Below are 15,605 nucleotides of genomic sequence, written 5' to 3' on the forward strand. Positions count from 1 at the left end.
TGCGCAGCCTATGCTAGAATCCCGCGCAAGTAAAATCCTTAACTCTGGAGCGAGTGGATGAAAGTTACGTTGCCTGATTTTCGCCGGGCGGGCGTGCTGGTGGTGGGTGATGTTATGCTGGACCGTTACTGGTCCGGCCCAACCAGCCGTATCTCACCGGAAGCCCCGGTGCCGGTGGTCAAAGTCGATACCATCGAGGAGCGCCCCGGCGGCGCCGCCAACGTGGCGATGAATATCGCCGCCCTGGGCGCGGGTTCGCGCCTGGTCGGCCTGACCGGCGTCGACGATGCCGCCCGCGCCCTCGGCGAACGATTAAGCGGCGTCAGCGTAACCTGTGATTTCGTGGCCGTGTCCTCCCATCCCACCATTACCAAACTGCGGGTGCTGTCACGCAACCAGCAGCTGCTGCGCCTGGATTTCGAACAGGGCTTCGACGGCGTGGACGCCGGGCCGCTGCTGGAGCGCATCAGGACGGCGTTGCCCGCGGCCGGCGCGATGGTATTGTCGGACTACGCCAAAGGGGCGCTGGCCCGCGTGCAGGATATGATCCAACTGGCGCGCGCCGCCGGGGTGCCGGTTCTGGTCGACCCCAAGGGCACCGATTTCGCCCGTTATCGCGGCGCGACCCTGCTGACGCCAAACTTATCCGAATTCGAGGCGGTTGCCGGGCGCAGCGCTGACGAGGCCGATCTGGTCGGCCGCGGCATGAAGATGATTGCCGATTACGGCCTGTCGGCATTGCTTATCACCCGTTCCGAGCAGGGCATGACGCTGCTGCAACCCGGCAAGCCGCCGCTGAATCTGCCGACGCAGGCGCAGGAAGTGTATGACGTCACCGGCGCCGGCGACACGGTGATCGGCGTGCTGGCGGCGGCGCTGGCGGCGGGAAATCCGCTGGAAGAGTGCTGCTTCCTGGCCAACGCCGCCGCCGGCGTGGTGGTCGGCAAGCTTGGCACGTCCACCGTCAGCCCCATTGAGCTGGAGAACGCCATTCACGGGCGCGGCGACGCCGGTTTCGGCGTCATGACCGAGGCCGAACTGGAGCAGGCGGTGGCGCTGGCGCGTCAGCGCGGCGAAAAGGTGGTCATGACCAACGGCATCTTCGATATATTGCATGCCGGACATGTGACCTATCTGGCCAACGCCCGGCGGTTGGGCGATCGCCTGATCGTGGCGGTGAACAGCGATGCCTCCACCCGGCGCCTGAAGGGCGAGTCCCGTCCGATCAATCCGCTGGCGCAGCGCATGATCGTGCTGGGGGCGCTGGGCGCGGTGGACTGGGTGGTGGCGTTTGAAGAAGATACCCCGCAGCGGCTGATCGCCGGGATCTTGCCCGATGTGCTGGTCAAAGGGGGCGATTATCTGCCCGAACAAATTGCCGGTAGTCGGGAAGTCTGGGCCAACGGCGGCGACGTCAAGGTGCTGAACTTTGAAGACGGCTGCTCCACCACCAATATCATCAACGCCATCAAAACCGGCAAGCGCGGCTAGCCTGGACCCGGGTGCGGCGAAGGCGCCCTGTCGATCTGGGGCGGCGGATTTGTTCATCGCCGCGCAGGTCCTTTCGCCGCGCAGATCCTTTGCCGGTGCTTTTATGTCGTTGACGCGCTTAAGGCCGGTTTTCCGGCCGTTGGCCGGGGTTTCGCGGCGGGCTAAAGATCCTTGCCGGTGTCTTTGATTCCTTTAGTGGTCGCCTTGGCCTGTTTATCGGCGTTTGGCTCATCGTTTACCGGTGCGGCGGCGGGGGCGGCGGCTACGGACGGCGTGGTTCCGGCCGCGGTGGATGCGCTGCCGGTAACCGGCGTGGCTCCGGCGACGGTTGACGCGCCACCGGCAACCGGCATGGTTTCCAACGCGTTAATGCGCAGCTCCAGCTGGTTCAGCTTTTCACGGGTGCGCAGCAATACCTGGGTCTGGACGTCGAATTCCTCGCGGCTGATTAAGTCCATCCGGCTGAACTGGCTTTGCAACACCTGGCGAATTTTTTTATCCACATCATCGCCCAGATCGCGGATACCTTTTGGCAGGGACTCATGGATTTGACGGGCAAGCTGTTCGATTTTTTTGGTGTCTATCATCTGTGATTCCCTAACGCGTTAGTTTGGGTTAAGTGTAATGCCAGATCGGTCGGGAAGAAACTAAAAGAGCAACTAGAAATTATACGTTTGCTAATTGCTCCGATAATCCAATGGCGTTATAGTAATTCCGCTTATTCTCAGGGCGGGGCGAAACTCCCCACCGGCGGTAAACCCGTGTGATAATCGCTGTTAATGATTATTGCACAGGAAGCCCGCGAGCGCTCAGATTGCCGTAAGATTTGAGGTCAGCAGACCCGGTGTAATTCCGGGGCCGACGGTTAAAGTCCGGATGGGAGAGAGTAACGGCCAACAATGAGCTATCCGCTCATTCTCGTTATTTTTTAGCCTGTTAAGGCTGCTCCTAAGTCTGCCCTGGTTCTGGTAATCCATATACTTTATGAGGTTTTTTTACCATGAATCAGACGCTTCTTTCCGAATTCGGTACGCCGACAGAACGCGTGGAAAACGCACTTAACGCATTGCGCCATAGTCGCGGTGTGCTGGTGCTGGACAATGAAGATCGTGAAAACGAAGGCGACATGATTTTTGCCGCCGAAAACATGACGGTTGAGCAGATGGCCCTGGCCATTCGCCACGGCAGCGGCATCGTCTGCCTGTGCCTGACCGAGGAACGCCGCCAGCAGCTGGATCTGCCGATGATGGTGGAACGCAACTCCAGCCACTACCAGACCGCGTTTACCGTGACCATCGAAGCCGCCGAAGGCGTCACCACCGGGGTTTCGGCCGCCGACCGGCTGACCACCATCCGCGCCGCCATTAAAGATAACGCCAAACCAAGCGATCTCAATCGTCCCGGCCACGTGTTCCCGCTGCGCGCCCAGCCGGGCGGGGTGCTGACCCGCGGTGGCCATACCGAGGCCAGCATTGACCTGACTACCCTGGCCGGGCTCAAGCCGATGGGCGTGCTTTGCGAAGTGACCAACGAGGACGGCAGCATGGCCCATGCCCCGGAAATCATCGCGTTCGGCCGGAAATATGACATGCCGGTGGTCACCATTGACGATCTGGTAAACTACCGCCGCGCGTTGACCCGCCAGGCCAGCTGACCCGCGGGCCGACACCGCCCCCGGCACTCACCGGCCGGGGATTAACGCGGGCATGCCGGTTCTTTCAGGGCCGTTTGCGTGCCAGCAGCGTGGCAAATCGCAGCTTGATGCGGTTGCCTTCGGCGTCGGTTTTATGCAGCTCGCCCGGATCCTCGTTATATTTTATGATTTCCCACTCTTGATAATACCCGGCCAGCTCGCCGGCGCTGAAGGTAAACGGAAACGGCAGCGGGCAGGGGTAGTCCTCGGTGGACATGGCGGCGACAATAAGATTCAGCCCGCCGTCATTGGTGCTTTGCTGCATATTGCGGATAACGCGCTCTATCCTGTCGGCCTGTAAAAACATCAGCACCACGGTCGAGAGAATAAAGTCGTACCGGCCGTTTATCAGCTGTTCATTGATATCATAAACGCCGGCCGAGATATGATCGCGTTGTTCAATATCGATGATGGTCTTCAGGGCGTCAATGCTTTGCCGGCTTTTATCACAGGCCGTGACATCAAACCCCAGCAGGTTCAGGTACAAGGCATTGCGGCCCGCGCCGCAGCCCAGGTCCAGCGCTTTGCCCGGCGCCACGTATAGCGCGGCGTTGATGACCTCCGAATGGGTGCGCGTCATGCCATGTTTTAGATGATAATACTCCTCCGGCCGGCAATAGAACGCCAGCTGGCAGCGCATATCCGCCGAACCGGAGACGATACGATGCCAGCGCTGTGGCGCTACCAGCGGTGGCGGGGCGTCGCGCGTAAACTCGTGGGATTCCACAACCTCATTGTTTTCACTTAAAAACGCGAAGCACAGCGTTCCCTGCAACACCGTAAGTTTCGCCCATACGCCCTCATGGGTATTGTGCCGCTGCCGGAAGGCTTCGGGCAGCGTGCGGCTATCCCATTCGGGCAAGGTTTTATAACAGATTAAATCCTGCATGTTGTTCTCCGCCGCGGGGGACGCGGTTATAGGTTTTGCTCAACTTAGCGCTGATCCGGCGGCGGGTAAACCCCTCTTCCACCATGGCGGCAAACGCCGCTGCAAAAACGCCGCCAGCGCTATGGGGCGTCGTTGCCTGGTCGCGTAAATAGATATAGTTCAAATAATTTGAATATCATTATCATGCTTATCCGAGTTTATTCGCCGGCGACAAGGCGTAAGTTAATATGCATAAGGCGCCAGGCGCGACAAGATGCTAAATAAGGAATCACCCATGAGCGAACCCCGCATGCCCGCGCTGTTTCTCGGCCACGGCAGTCCGATGAACGTGCTGGAAGATAATAAGTATACCCAAACCTGGCAGCGCCTGGGGCAGACCTTGCCGCGCCCCCGCGCCATACTGGCTATTTCCGCCCATTGGTACACCCGCGGCACCGCGGTGACCGCTATGGAAAACCCGCGCACTATCCACGATTTCGGCGGTTTTCCGCAGGCGTTGTTTGATATCCGCTATCCGGCGCCGGGCTCGCCCGATCTTGCCAAAACCATTCAGGAACTGCTGTCGCCGGTCGCCGTCACCGCCGATCTGACTGAATGGGGGTTCGATCACGGTTCCTGGGGCGTGGTGAAAAAAATGTACCCGGAGGCGGATATTCCCATGGTTCAGCTCAGTATCGATGGTAGCCAACCGCCGGAATATCACTACCAGCTGGGGAAAAAACTGGCGGCGCTGCGCGATCAGGGCGTGATGATTGTCGCCAGCGGCAATGTGGTGCATAACCTGCGCATGATCCGCTGGCAGGGCGAGGCGGAGCCTTATCCCTGGGCGGCGTCCTTTAACCGGTTTGTGCGCGACAATATCGGCTGGCGCGGCGAGGGGGTTCACCCGCTGGTGGAATTTATGGATCATGACGGCGCGGCGCTGTCGAATCCCACTCCGGATCATTACCTGCCGCTGCTGTATATTCTGGGGACCTGGGATGGCGAAGAGCCTCTCTCCATACCGGTGGACGGCATCGAGATGGCGTCATTGAGCATGCTGTCGGTGCAGGTGGGATAAATTTCCGACACGCGGCGCCGCCGGCGCGGCGTGTCGATGAGGGCGTCAGTCGAGGATGATATGCGGATAGAACCGCGATAAATCCTGGGTGATCATCTCTTTATCTTCCCGAATGCTGATGCCGCAGGGCATATCGTTCACCAGCCAGCTGCCGATAACGGTATAGCTGTCGCCAAAGCGCGGCAGCGGGCAAAACTGCTGCACTATGCTTCCCTCTTCGCCGTAGGGGCCGTCCACGTGGGCGGTTTCCTTACCGTGCTCGACAATGCGGATATTGGCGCCTTCACGGGAAAACAGCGGCTTCACCACATAGTGGTCCATCGGCGGCGGATTGTCTTCGGCAAAATAGGCAGGCAGCAGGTTGGGATGACCGGGGAACATTTCCCACAACATCGGCAGCAACGCCTTGTTGGAGATAATGCTTTTCCAGGCCGGTTCCAGCCAGCGCACTCCGGCGTCTTCAAGCTTGGTGGAGAACATCTCGCGCAGCATGAATTCCCACGGATACAGCTTGAACAGGCTGCCGATCACCCGGTTTTGCGGGTCGGTAAACTGGCCTTTTTCGCCCAGGCCGATTTCCTCTATAAACAGGAAATCGTTGGGCAGCTCCGCTTCCAGCGCGCAGTCCTGCAGGTACTGCACCGTGCCGCGATCTTCGGTGGTGTCCTGGCAGCAGGCAAAATGCAGCAAACTGAAACCGTGCTGCTCTTTTAACTCGCGAAAGCGTTCAATCAGCTTTTCCTGCAGGCTATTATACTGATCGGCCCGCGCCGGCAGTTGGCCGGACTTAATCTGATCCTCAAGCCAGATCCACTGGAAAAAAGCGGCTTCATACAAAGAGGTGGGCGTGTCGGCGTTGTTTTCAAGCAGCTTGGGCGGCTGCCGGCCGTCATAGACCAAATCCAGGCGGGAGTAGAGCGAGGGCTGGTGGCTATGCCAGGCGTCGCGCACAAATTTCCAGGTATGCCTGGGGATGCGGAATTTGGTCATCAGCGCGTCGCTGTCCACCACTTTTTCCACGACCTTCAGGCACATCTGATGCAGCTCGGCGCTAACGTCCTCGAGGGTTTCTATTTGCGCCAGCGTGAACTGGTAATACGCATCCTCGCACCAGTAGGGCTCGCCGTACATGGTATGGAATTCAAAACCATATTCCGCGGCTTTTTCGCGCCAGTCCGGGCGTTCATTCAATGTGACTCGTTTCATGCTTCGCTTAGCCGCCCATGCTGCGGCGGGGCGCGGTGGCGCTGCTGCGCTGCATGGTGGCGTTTTGTTTCGCCACCGTCTCGCCAAAGCCGCCGCGCGTCACGGTGTTGGTGGTCGGGGTTTTGGGCGCCATGGCGGTTTTCGGCACGTTCATGCTGCGCCCGGAGGTGGCGGGGCCGTAGTTACGGCCGGTGGCGTCGACAAATTTGCCGTTGGCCGGGCTGTTGGGGGCGCGCGAGGTGAACAGCGGCTGCTGCGCATAGCCGCCGCCGCCCATCATGCGGCCCATCATATAGCCGGCCATCAGCGGCATCCAGAAGCTGCCGCTTTGCTGTGGTTCGGCGGCCATGCCGGCCTGGGCGGGTGCCTGGGTGCATTGCCCCTCGCCGAATTCGGCGACGCAGTCCTCGCGCGAGGCGTATTTGGGCGCGGTTTTCACCGCCTCTTTCTGCGCGTTGGTAAACGCGGTGGCGCACTGCTCGCTCATGGACGGATTGGCGCGGGTACAGTCATCGCTGTTTTGATAGAGCGACACGTTCTCGTCGCTTTTTTCGCAGCCGGCCAGCATAAACACCGCGCCGACCGCCAGCGCGACCGGCGCCATGCGGTAAGCCCGCCATTGCTTGCGGAAACTGGCATGGTTGATGTCTTTTGTCCGTTTCATTATTTTCCTGCTTTATTAACGATTTAACATTCCCGGAGATACTCTCTAAGAATAGGGTAAAAACGCCTAAATAAGAAGCATCGGCGGCGACTGCGGAAACATCTTTACATAGTTATACATAAATGTGGGATCGCGGCGGAAAGGAGGGATATCGCCGGATGGACCAGACGGGCGCGCCGCCCGTCTGGAAACGCTTAATGCCTGAAGGGATTGCGGCCGGTGGCGGAGCTGGAATCAACCGGCGCGGTGGCGCTGACCGTCGCGGCCTGCGGTCGGGTCGCCTGCTCGCTTTGGTTGGCTCGCGGCGCGCTGGCGGTCTGGCTTGGGCTGACGCCTTCGGCCTTGGCCACCTGCGACGGATTTTCCGGCGCCACCTGTTCGGGGCTGGTGGCGATCGGCTGGCCGAGGGAAGCGTTAAGCTCCTGGATATCGGCTTCATTGAGAGTGCCGAGCGCCTGTTTCAGGTTCAACTGATTGATAACGTAGGTATAACGCGCATTCGACAGCTCACGCTTGGCGTTATACAGCGTAGTGGTGGCGTCCAGCACGTCGACGATGGTGCGGGTGCCGACTTCATAACCGGCCTCGGACGCGTCCAGGGAGCTTTGCGCCGATATGACCGCCTGTTGATAGGCGTCGATGGTGCTGACGGAGGCGGAAATATTATTAAAGGAGGACCGCACGGTTTGCACCACGCTGCGGTGCGCGCTTTCCAACTGCTCGCTGGCGCTGACAAAACCGTACTGCGCCTGTTTGACCTGTGAGGTTACCTGTCCGCCGGAATAAATCGGCACGCTCAGGGTCAGGCCGATGGCGTTCTGGCCGATACGCTTGTTGGTGTAGTTTGCGTTATTGTCAGTTTGGGAGCCGTTGTAATCGGTATTGGTCACCGAGGTGGACGCGGTGAGGCCTAACGTCGGGTAGTGGCCGGTTTCGTAGTAACGTATCTGCTCGCGCGCCACATCCTGGGCCAAACGGGCGCTTAACAGGTTCAGGTTACGCGTTTCCGCCTGTTTAAGCAGGCCGGCGATGGGCTGCGAACGCTCGGCTTTAAAGCGCTGGATGTTGAGCGACGACAGCTGCGGGTAAAAATTGCCGCTGACCTGGCGCAGGCTTTCCAGCGCGTTATCCAGGTTATTGCGGGCGGTGACCTCATCGGCCAGCACCAGATCATACTGGGCGCGGGCGTTCTGAACGTCGGTAATCGCCACCAGGCCGACGTTAAAGCGCTGGGTGGTTTGATCCAGCTCGCGATAAATGCTCTGCTTTTGCGCCTCGGTATAAGACAGTGTGTCAATGGCGCTTAATACGTTAAAATAGGCGGTGGCGGTATTAAGAATCAAGGTCTGCTGCGCGGTCTGGTAGGTGACGTCCTGGATGCCGGCGGTTTTTTCCTGGATGGTCAACTGGCGCCATTTCGACATATCGAAGATAGTCTGTGTCAGCTGCAGCGACCCGCTGGCGACGTCGGAATTGACATTCTTGGCGTCGCGAAACCCGTTATTATAAGTATAATCCGCGCCCAGTCCGAGCTGTGGTAATAATGGGCCGCGCGTCTCATTGATTTTTTCAAATGCTGCGTCGCGGTCGGCCGCGGATTGACGAAGATCCGGATTGGACAACCGCGCCTGCTGATATACCTGTAGCAGATTTTCTGCCTGACTTAACGCACTGAAGCCGCCGAGGCCGAGTCCGATAAGAAGGGGGAGCAGTTTCTTCATTTGCATTCCTTTTGATACAGCAAAATTGCTATGGTAGCGCTGGCGATAATTAGCCGTGAACGTGAAATAGTGCACGATTCTACCAGAGTCCGTCAGAAGTAGGTGGTGGCTTAACGTGCCATCTGGAATCTGTTGGATAAAATTTATCACATTCCTCCTAATTAGCGAGAAAAGTGATTTGCCTGGCGCCGCCGTTACTGACAAATTAACCGTATAAGGAGTCATTTTCATGGCATTACCGCAAGCCACGCCGGTAACTTTTGGTAAAAATGATGTAGAAATTATTGCACGAGAAACGCTTTACCGGGGTTTTTTTTCCATGGAGCTGTACCGTTTCCGCCATCGCCTGTTTCACGGCGGAATGAGCGCGGAGGTGCAACGTGAAATTTTAGAGCGCGGACATGCCGTGGTATTGTTACCCTATGATCCGGTGCGCGATGAAGTAGTCTTGTTGGAACAAATTCGCATTGCCTCTTATGATAGCAGTCCAACCCCCTGGCTGTTGGAGTTGGTAGCCGGTATGATCGAACCCGGCGAATCGCACGAACAGGTGGCGCGGCGTGAGTCCATGGAGGAAGCGGGGTTGGACATCGGCCGATGCAAACCGATGCTGAGCTATCTGGCAAGCCCGGGCGGCACCAGCGAGCGCTTGACGATTATGGCCGGCGAGGTGGACGCGCTACTGGCCGAAGGTATCCACGGATTGGTGGAAGAAAACGAAGATATCCGTCTTCACGTGGTCAGCCGGGAGCAGGCTTACCGTTGGGTTGAGGAAGGGATTATCGATAACGCGGCCTCCGTCATTGCCCTGCAATGGCTGGCACTACACCATGAATCCTTGAGAAAAGAGTGGGCCGATTAATGATCAAGCGCTACACCCCTGATTTTCCTGAAATGATGCGCCTGTGCGAAACCAATTTCGCCCAGCTGCGCCGGCTGTTGCCGCGCACCAACGAGGTGGGGGACGCCATAACCTATAAGGTCAACGGCGCCAGCTACCGTCTGACCATCCTGGAGGCGACGCGCTACACCACCCTGGTGCAGATACTCCAGACCGAGCCGCTGGTGAGCTACTGGAGCCTGCCCTCCATGAGCGTGAGGCTGTACCGGGACGCCATGGTTGCGGAAGTGTGTTCCAGTCAGCAGATCTATCGTTTCAAGGCAAGGTATGATTACCCTAATAAAAAGTTACACCAACGTGACGAAAAACATCAAATCAACCAATTCCTTGCGGATTGGCTACGCTATTGTTTAGCGTATGGAGCGATGGCGGTTCCTGTTTGTTAGGCAGATTGATAACCAAGGATACCCTTTGGAAAGCCTGTTGACACTTCCTGCGGCGAATGGGGCCATTATCAGGATTTTACAAATCACAGACACTCATTTGTTTGCCGGTGAGGATGAGGCGCTGCTCGGGGTAAATACCTACCGTAGCTATTGCGCGGTATTGGACGCGGTCGAGGCTGAACGGCACCATTATGATTTGGTGGTGGCGACGGGGGATTTGGCCCAGGACCATTCGCTCGAGGCCTACCGGCATTTCGTGAGGGGGATCAGGCGCTTGCCCGCTCCCTGTGTCTGGTTGCCGGGCAATCATGATTACCAGCCGACCATGTTCCAGACGTTGGCGGAAGGCGGAATATCACCGTCAAAACACGTATTGCTCGGCGAGCAATGGCAACTGGTGCTGCTCGACAGCCAGGTGTTCGGCGTGCCGCACGGCGAACTGAGCGACTATCAGCTTGAATGGCTGGAAAAGGCCCTGGACTCGCAGCCCGAGCGCTATACGCTGCTGCTGCTGCATCACCATCCGTTTGCCTCGGGCTGCATCTGGCTTGACCAGCACAGCCTGCGTAACGCGCATATGCTGTCGGCGGTTCTGGCCCGGTTTCCCAAGGTCACCACGCTGCTGTGCGGCCATATACACCAGGAGCTGGATGTGGATTGGCAGGGACGGCGCGTTTTGGCGTCCCCTTCCACCTGCGTACAGTTCAAGCCGCACTGCACTAATTTTACCATCGATTCCGTCGGGCCAGGCTGGCGTTATCTTGATTTGCATCCCGACGGCCGGCTATCGACCGAAGTCCATCGGCTGGCCGGCGGCGAGTTCCTGCCCGACACGGATTCGGAAGGCTATTAATGGCGGTCCTGCTCTATCTTCATGGTTTCAACAGTTCCCCTGCGTCGGCCAAGGCCACGTCTTTCAAGGCCTGGCTCGCGCGGCATCATCCCGACATCGACATGCTCGTCCCCCAGTTGCCGGTGTATCCGGCCGACGCGGCCGAAATGATTGAATCGCTGGTCATGGAACGGGCCGGGGAACCGCTGGGCATTGTCGGCTCCTCCCTGGGCGGTTTTTATGCCACCTGGCTGTCGCAATCCTTTATGCTGCCCGCCGTGGTGGTCAACCCCGCGGTGCGTCCGTTCGAGCTGCTGGCGGAGTTTTTAGGCAACAATGAGAATCCCCACACCGGCCAACATTATGTGCTAGAGTCTCGTCATGTCTACGACCTGAAACTGATGCAGGTTGACAAGCTGGAATCGCCGGACCTTATCTGGTTGCTGCAACAAACGGGCGACGAAATCCTCGATTACCGGCAGGCGCAGGAGTATTACACTCACTGCCGCCAGACCCTGGAGTCGGGCGGGAACCATGCATTTGTCGGGTTCGACCATTTTTTCTCTCCCATTATTGACTTCCTGGGGCTGAATAAAGTCTGAATCGCCGCCGTTTGAGCCACGCGAATAACGCTTCCCGAGTGGGGGGCCTTTGCGGTAGGCTCTCCAACAATTTGTCACGAAATATACTTTAAGCCATGACTCAATCTAGCTATAACGCCGATGCGATAGAAGTATTAAGCGGACTGGAACCGGTACGTCGTCGTCCCGGCATGTACACGGACACCACCCGGCCCAATCATCTGGGGCAGGAGGTTATCGATAATAGCGTCGACGAAGCGCTGGCGGGACATGCGCGTCGTATCGATGTGGTGTTATATGCCGATCAATCCCTGGAAGTGACCGACGACGGCCGCGGCATGCCGGTGGATATCCATACCGAGGAAGGCGTGCCGGCGGTCGAGCTGATTATGTGCCGCCTGCATGCGGGCGGTAAGTTCTCCAACAAGAGCTACCAGTTTTCGGGCGGCCTGCACGGCGTCGGTATTTCCGTGGTCAACGCCCTGTCCACCCGGGTGGACGTGACGGTGCGCCGCGACGGCAATATTTATGCCATCGCGTTCGAAAACGGCGACAAGGTCGAGGACCTGTCGGTTATCGGCACCTGCGCTAAACGCAATACCGGCACCAGCGTGCATTTCTGGCCCGATCCGCAGTTCTTCGACAGCCCGCGTTTTTCCGCGTCCCGACTGGCCCACTTGCTTAAAGCGAAGGCGGTGCTTTGTCCCGGCGTGGAAATAGTCTTTACCGATAAGGTCAACAACACCGAGCACCGATGGTGCTATGCCTCCGGGCTGACCGACTACCTTAACCAAGCGATCAACGGGCTGATTACCCTGCCCGAGGCGCCGTTTACCGGCGCCTTCGCCAGCGATACCGAAACCGTCGACTGGGCGCTGCTCTGGCTGCCCGAGGGCGGCGAGCTGCTGACCGAGAGCTATGTTAACCTGATCCCCACTCCCCAGGGCGGCACCCATGTCAACGGGCTGCGCCAGGGTCTGCTGGACGCCATGCGCGAATTTTGCGAATACCGCAATATCCTGCCGCGCGGCGTCAAGCTGTCGGCGGAAGATATCTGGGAGCGCTGCGCCTATGTGCTGTCGGTGAAAATGCAGGACCCGCAGTTTGCCGGCCAGACCAAGGAGCGTTTGTCTTCCCGCCAGTGCGCCGCGTTTGTCTCAGGCGTAGTGAAGGATGCCTTTAGCCTGTGGCTCAATCAAAATACCCAGGTAGCCGAACAGTTGGCGGAACTGGCGGTGGCCAGCGCCCAGCGGCGTTTGCGCGCCTCGAAAAAAGTGGTGCGCAAAAAATTGACCAGCGGCCCGGCGCTGCCCGGTAAACTGGCGGATTGCACCGCGCAGGATCTGGCGCGCACCGAACTGTTCCTGGTGGAAGGGGATTCCGCCGGCGGCTCGGCCAAGCAGGCGCGCGACAGGGAATACCAGGCGATCATGCCGCTGAAGGGCAAGATCCTCAATACCTGGGAAGTCTCCTCGGACGAAGTGCTGGCATCGCAGGAAGTGCATGATATTTCGGTGGCGATCGGCATCGATCCCGATAGCGACGATTTAAGCCAGCTGCGCTACGGCAAGATCTGCATCCTGGCGGATGCCGACTCCGACGGCCTGCACATCGCCACCCTGCTGTGCGCGCTATTTGTGCGCCACTTTCGCGCGGTGGTGAAACAAGGCCATGTCTATGTCGCCATGCCGCCGTTATACCGCATCGACCTGGGCAAAGAGGTGTTTTATGCCCTGGACGAGGGCGAAAAAGCCGGCGTGCTGGAACAGCTGAAGCGTAAAAAAGGCACGCCGAACGTACAGCGCTTCAAGGGGCTGGGGGAAATGAACCCGCTCCAGCTGCGTGAAACCACGCTCGATCCCAACACCCGGCGTTTGGTGCAGCTCACCATCAACGACGAGGATATGCAGCAGACGCTGGCGATGATGGATATGCTGTTGGCGAAAAAGCGCTCGGAAGATCGGCGCAACTGGCTGCAGGAAAAAGGCGACGAGGCCGAGATCGAGGTGTAGCCCGGCCGAAACACGGCGGCCACTACGAGGATATTGTGGTTGCCGCATCCCACAATGTCATCACCTGCGCAATCGCCGCTTCGATATCGGCCAGGGGTACCCCGTCACGGGATAGCGTGGATATTCCCAGCAGGAAGCTGTCGAAGATAACCGCAAGCGCCCGCGTGCCCGCCTCTTCCCGCAGCTCGCCTGAACTGATGCCTTTTTCAACGCAGTGTCTCAACCCTTCACGTGTGCGCCGGCGGGAATCCGTAAGCGGTTTGAGTACGTGACGGTACTCGGGAGAACTGGCGGACATCACGCCCAGCGCCACCATGCACCCTTGGGGATGATCGGGTTCGCACTGCATGCGGGCAGAACGCATCAACGCCCGCTCGATAGCCTCACGCGGCGGTAGGGTCGAATCCCATAGGGAATCGGTGACGCGTGCGTGCGTGGTCAGGTAACGGCTCACCGCTTCACCAAACAGCGCTTCTTTTGAACCAAATGCGGCATAAAAACTGGGCGCGGTGATTCCGCGGCCCATAGCGGCTTTAAGCTGGGCAAGCGAGGTAGATTCGTAGCCATATTGCCAGAACAGGTGCATGGCCTGTCGCACCGCTTCGTCGCGATCAAACTGCCTGGGTCGTCCGGTTCTCATCTCGTCGTACTCCCTATTCAATATATTTATACTAATCGGTACATAAATGTTTGACAAGCGTTTTGACTGAGTATATTTATACCAATCGATATATAAATAGGTTGGCGCATATTGTTGAACCACCGGCAACACAGCGGGTCGGGATGACGGGAGAATATGCCGCTTTTTCAATTGAATTAATACCGAAAGATACATAAGAGCAACGCGATGAATTTACAGCATTCTCCCCGCAAAGACGGCAATCAGGAAAACGGGACCCTGCCAGTGCTCGCCCTATTGGCGCTCGCCATGACGGGGTTTATCTGCATCATGACTGAAACGATTCCCGCCGGCCTGCTGCCCGCAATCAGCGCGGGGCTGGGTATTTCGGCCTCGCTGGCGGGCCAGATGGTCACCGCGTATGCCGCCGGTTCACTGGTTGCGGCCATTCCGCTGACGATGGCGACCCGTGCATGGCCTCGCCGGCATGTCTTGCTGGCAACGGTTGTCGGCTTCCTGGCATTTAATACCCTCACGGCGATTTCATCGGATATAACCCTTACGCTTGTGGCGCGCTTTCTGGCGGGAGCGTCAGCCGGCCTCGCCTGGAGCCTGCTTGCCGGTTATGCCCGCCGCATGGTGCATCAAGCGTTGCAGGGCCGGGCAATGGCCCTGGCGATGGTGGGAACCCCCATTGCGCTTTCCCTGGGCGTGCCATTGGGCACCTGGATGGGGAATCTGCTGGGCTGGCGTCTTACTTTCGCCGTGATGTCCGGACTGTCGGTGATCCTCATGGTCTGGGTGCTGCTTGCGGTTCCGAATTATCCGGGTCAGTCGGACAGGCGGAAAACGCAGCTAAACAAAGTCTTTTTCACGCCGGGCGTCAGACCTGTACTGGCGGTGGTATTAACCTGGATGCTGGCTCATAACATTCTTTATACCTATATCGCTCCGTTTATCGGGCCGGCCGGACTGGCCGGCGGCACCGATCTGGTCTTGCTGGCTTTCGGTCTGGCGGCCTTGGTGGGTATTTTCATTACAGGACGTATTGTCGATCACCATCTGCGGCGGGCGGTGCTGGTGTCGCTGTCGGTGTTTGCGCTGATAGCGCTGCTGTTCGGCCTGGACGCCACCTCGCCCCCGATCATTTATGCCGGTGTTGCCGTATGGGGGCTGACGTTCGGCGGCGCCGCCACGCTGCTTCAGACCGCGCTGGCCGACGCGGCCGGCGAGGGCGCCGATGCGGCGCTGTCCATGAACGTGGTGGTCTGGAACAGCGCCATTGCCCTTGGCGGGCTTGTCGGCGGACTGCTGCTTGACGATTGGGGGGTACGCTCATTCCCCTGGGTTATGCTGGTATTGTTACTCGCAAGCCTCGCCATCGCCTCACGCGCGTCACGGCATGGATTTCCGGCCGGCGGCCGGCAGACCGGCGTCTCGGTTACCGATTAAAAAAAATTTATCCTGTCGAACCGTCCGCTCGCGTGATATTGCCGTGCCGTTAACCCGATGTTACTATTTGGCTATCAAGACATACAGACGGTTAAGCG

The 15,605-nt window shown here is 58.6% G+C and carries 15 protein-coding genes and 1 riboswitch; of the genes, 9 read left to right on the forward strand and 6 right to left on the reverse strand.

Features of this window, described 5'->3' with window-relative positions; all coding sequences use genetic code 11:
- The first annotated feature begins 57 nt into the window (after positions 1–57).
- A complete protein-coding gene (hldE, locus tag VGC33_RS09720; RefSeq protein ID WP_331120545.1) occupies positions 58–1,491 on the forward strand; it encodes a bifunctional D-glycero-beta-D-manno-heptose-7-phosphate kinase/D-glycero-beta-D-manno-heptose 1-phosphate adenylyltransferase HldE in 1,434 nt (477 codons plus the stop codon).
- A gap of 161 nt (positions 1,492–1,652) precedes the next feature.
- On the opposite strand, the gene ubiK is transcribed toward hldE, so the two are convergent.
- Entirely contained in the window at positions 1,653–2,078 is a 426-nt protein-coding gene (gene ubiK, locus VGC33_RS09725) for a ubiquinone biosynthesis accessory factor UbiK (RefSeq protein WP_331120546.1), read from the reverse strand.
- Positions 2,079–2,207: 129 nt separating this feature from the next.
- A riboswitch (FMN riboswitch) is annotated at positions 2,208–2,383 on the forward strand.
- 108 nt (positions 2,384–2,491) lie between these two features.
- Here ubiK and ribB point away from each other — a divergent pair.
- The gene (gene ribB / locus VGC33_RS09730) at positions 2,492–3,145 is read left to right on the forward strand and encodes a 3,4-dihydroxy-2-butanone-4-phosphate synthase (RefSeq protein WP_331120547.1); all 654 of its coding nucleotides are present in this window, start codon (positions 2,492–2,494) and stop codon (positions 3,143–3,145) included.
- Between the two features lie 64 nt (positions 3,146–3,209).
- Here ribB and tehB read toward each other — a convergent pair whose 3' ends face one another.
- On the reverse strand, positions 3,210–4,073 hold the full coding sequence (tehB, locus tag VGC33_RS09735) for an SAM-dependent methyltransferase TehB (protein ID WP_331120548.1): 864 nt from the start codon (positions 4,071–4,073) through the stop codon (positions 3,210–3,212).
- Between the two features lie 274 nt (positions 4,074–4,347).
- On the opposite strand from tehB, the gene ygiD reads away from it, so the two are divergent.
- Complete coding sequence (gene ygiD, locus VGC33_RS09740; RefSeq protein WP_331120549.1) at positions 4,348–5,133, forward strand: 4,5-DOPA-extradiol-dioxygenase; 786 nt, start codon at positions 4,348–4,350, stop codon at positions 5,131–5,133.
- A gap of 45 nt (positions 5,134–5,178) precedes the next feature.
- Here the strand turns inward: ygiD and VGC33_RS09745 are convergent, their stop codons facing one another.
- The 3 genes from VGC33_RS09745 to tolC form a co-directional block, all read right to left on the reverse strand.
- Positions 5,179–6,339 carry a glutathionylspermidine synthase family protein gene (locus VGC33_RS09745; RefSeq protein ID WP_331120550.1) on the reverse strand — a complete coding sequence of 387 codons (1,161 nt, stop codon included), beginning with the start codon at positions 6,337–6,339 and terminating at the stop codon, positions 5,179–5,181.
- 7 nt (positions 6,340–6,346) lie between these two features.
- Positions 6,347–7,003 carry a DUF1190 family protein gene (locus tag VGC33_RS09750; RefSeq protein ID WP_331120551.1) on the reverse strand — a complete coding sequence of 219 codons (657 nt, stop codon included), beginning with the start codon at positions 7,001–7,003 and terminating at the stop codon, positions 6,347–6,349.
- 194 nt (positions 7,004–7,197) lie between these two features.
- Positions 7,198–8,724: an outer membrane channel protein TolC gene (gene tolC, locus VGC33_RS09755; RefSeq protein ID WP_331120552.1), complete on the reverse strand. Its 1,527-nt coding sequence runs from the start codon at positions 8,722–8,724 to the stop codon at positions 7,198–7,200.
- Between the two features lie 229 nt (positions 8,725–8,953).
- On the opposite strand from tolC, the gene nudF reads away from it, so the two are divergent.
- The 5 genes from nudF (at position 8,954) to parE (ending at position 13,436) form a co-directional block, all read left to right on the forward strand.
- Positions 8,954–9,586, forward strand: coding sequence for an ADP-ribose diphosphatase (gene nudF, locus VGC33_RS09760; RefSeq protein ID WP_331120553.1), 633 nt, complete (start codon positions 8,954–8,956; stop codon positions 9,584–9,586).
- The gene (locus VGC33_RS09765; RefSeq protein ID WP_331120554.1) at positions 9,586–10,011 is read left to right on the forward strand and encodes a DUF1249 family protein; all 426 of its coding nucleotides are present in this window, start codon (positions 9,586–9,588) and stop codon (positions 10,009–10,011) included. Before nudF ends, VGC33_RS09765 begins: the two co-directional genes overlap by 1 nt.
- A gap of 25 nt (positions 10,012–10,036) precedes the next feature.
- Positions 10,037–10,864 carry a 3',5'-cyclic-AMP phosphodiesterase gene (gene cpdA / locus VGC33_RS09770; protein ID WP_331120555.1) on the forward strand — a complete coding sequence of 276 codons (828 nt, stop codon included), beginning with the start codon at positions 10,037–10,039 and terminating at the stop codon, positions 10,862–10,864.
- Positions 10,864–11,445 carry an esterase YqiA gene (gene yqiA / locus VGC33_RS09775; protein WP_331120556.1) on the forward strand — a complete coding sequence of 194 codons (582 nt, stop codon included), beginning with the start codon at positions 10,864–10,866 and terminating at the stop codon, positions 11,443–11,445. The genes cpdA and yqiA overlap by 1 nt, the downstream gene beginning before the upstream one ends.
- A gap of 95 nt (positions 11,446–11,540) precedes the next feature.
- On the forward strand, positions 11,541–13,436 hold the full coding sequence (parE, locus tag VGC33_RS09780; protein ID WP_331120557.1) for a DNA topoisomerase IV subunit B: 1,896 nt from the start codon (positions 11,541–11,543) through the stop codon (positions 13,434–13,436).
- A 22-nt stretch (positions 13,437–13,458) separates the two neighbouring features.
- Here the strand turns inward: parE and VGC33_RS09785 are convergent, their stop codons facing one another.
- On the reverse strand, positions 13,459–14,076 hold the full coding sequence (locus VGC33_RS09785) for a TetR/AcrR family transcriptional regulator (RefSeq protein WP_331120558.1): 618 nt from the start codon (positions 14,074–14,076) through the stop codon (positions 13,459–13,461).
- A gap of 207 nt (positions 14,077–14,283) precedes the next feature.
- On the opposite strand from VGC33_RS09785, the gene VGC33_RS09790 reads away from it, so the two are divergent.
- The gene (locus tag VGC33_RS09790; protein ID WP_331120559.1) at positions 14,284–15,507 is read left to right on the forward strand and encodes an MFS transporter; all 1,224 of its coding nucleotides are present in this window, start codon (positions 14,284–14,286) and stop codon (positions 15,505–15,507) included.
- Positions 15,508–15,605 lie beyond the last annotated feature (98 nt).

The sequence above is a fragment of the Acerihabitans sp. genome (genome assembly GCF_036398755.1).
Taxonomy (GTDB): domain Bacteria; phylum Pseudomonadota; class Gammaproteobacteria; order Enterobacterales; family Enterobacteriaceae; genus Acerihabitans.

Excerpts from the sequence above, each read along its gene's own strand:
- hldE (WP_331120545.1), top strand. The coding sequence starts at position 58 with ATGAAAGTTACGTTGCCTGATTTTCGCCGGGCGGGCGTGCTGGTGGTG.
- ubiK (WP_331120546.1), bottom strand. The coding sequence starts at position 2,078 with ATGATAGACACCAAAAAAATCGAACAGCTTGCCCGTCAAATCCATGAG.
- ribB (WP_331120547.1), top strand. The coding sequence starts at position 2,492 with ATGAATCAGACGCTTCTTTCCGAATTCGGTACGCCGACAGAACGCGTG.
- tehB (WP_331120548.1), bottom strand. The coding sequence starts at position 4,073 with ATGCAGGATTTAATCTGTTATAAAACCTTGCCCGAATGGGATAGCCGC.
- ygiD (WP_331120549.1), top strand. The coding sequence starts at position 4,348 with ATGAGCGAACCCCGCATGCCCGCGCTGTTTCTCGGCCACGGCAGTCCG.
- VGC33_RS09745 (WP_331120550.1), bottom strand. The coding sequence starts at position 6,339 with ATGAAACGAGTCACATTGAATGAACGCCCGGACTGGCGCGAAAAAGCC.
- VGC33_RS09750 (WP_331120551.1), bottom strand. The coding sequence starts at position 7,003 with ATGAAACGGACAAAAGACATCAACCATGCCAGTTTCCGCAAGCAATGG.
- tolC (WP_331120552.1), bottom strand. The coding sequence starts at position 8,724 with ATGAAGAAACTGCTCCCCCTTCTTATCGGACTCGGCCTCGGCGGCTTC.
- nudF (WP_331120553.1), top strand. The coding sequence starts at position 8,954 with ATGGCATTACCGCAAGCCACGCCGGTAACTTTTGGTAAAAATGATGTA.
- VGC33_RS09765 (WP_331120554.1), top strand. The coding sequence starts at position 9,586 with ATGATCAAGCGCTACACCCCTGATTTTCCTGAAATGATGCGCCTGTGC.
- yqiA (WP_331120556.1), top strand. The coding sequence starts at position 10,864 with ATGGCGGTCCTGCTCTATCTTCATGGTTTCAACAGTTCCCCTGCGTCG.
- parE (WP_331120557.1), top strand. The coding sequence starts at position 11,541 with ATGACTCAATCTAGCTATAACGCCGATGCGATAGAAGTATTAAGCGGA.
- VGC33_RS09785 (WP_331120558.1), bottom strand. The coding sequence starts at position 14,076 with ATGAGAACCGGACGACCCAGGCAGTTTGATCGCGACGAAGCGGTGCGA.
- VGC33_RS09790 (WP_331120559.1), top strand. The coding sequence starts at position 14,284 with ATGAATTTACAGCATTCTCCCCGCAAAGACGGCAATCAGGAAAACGGG.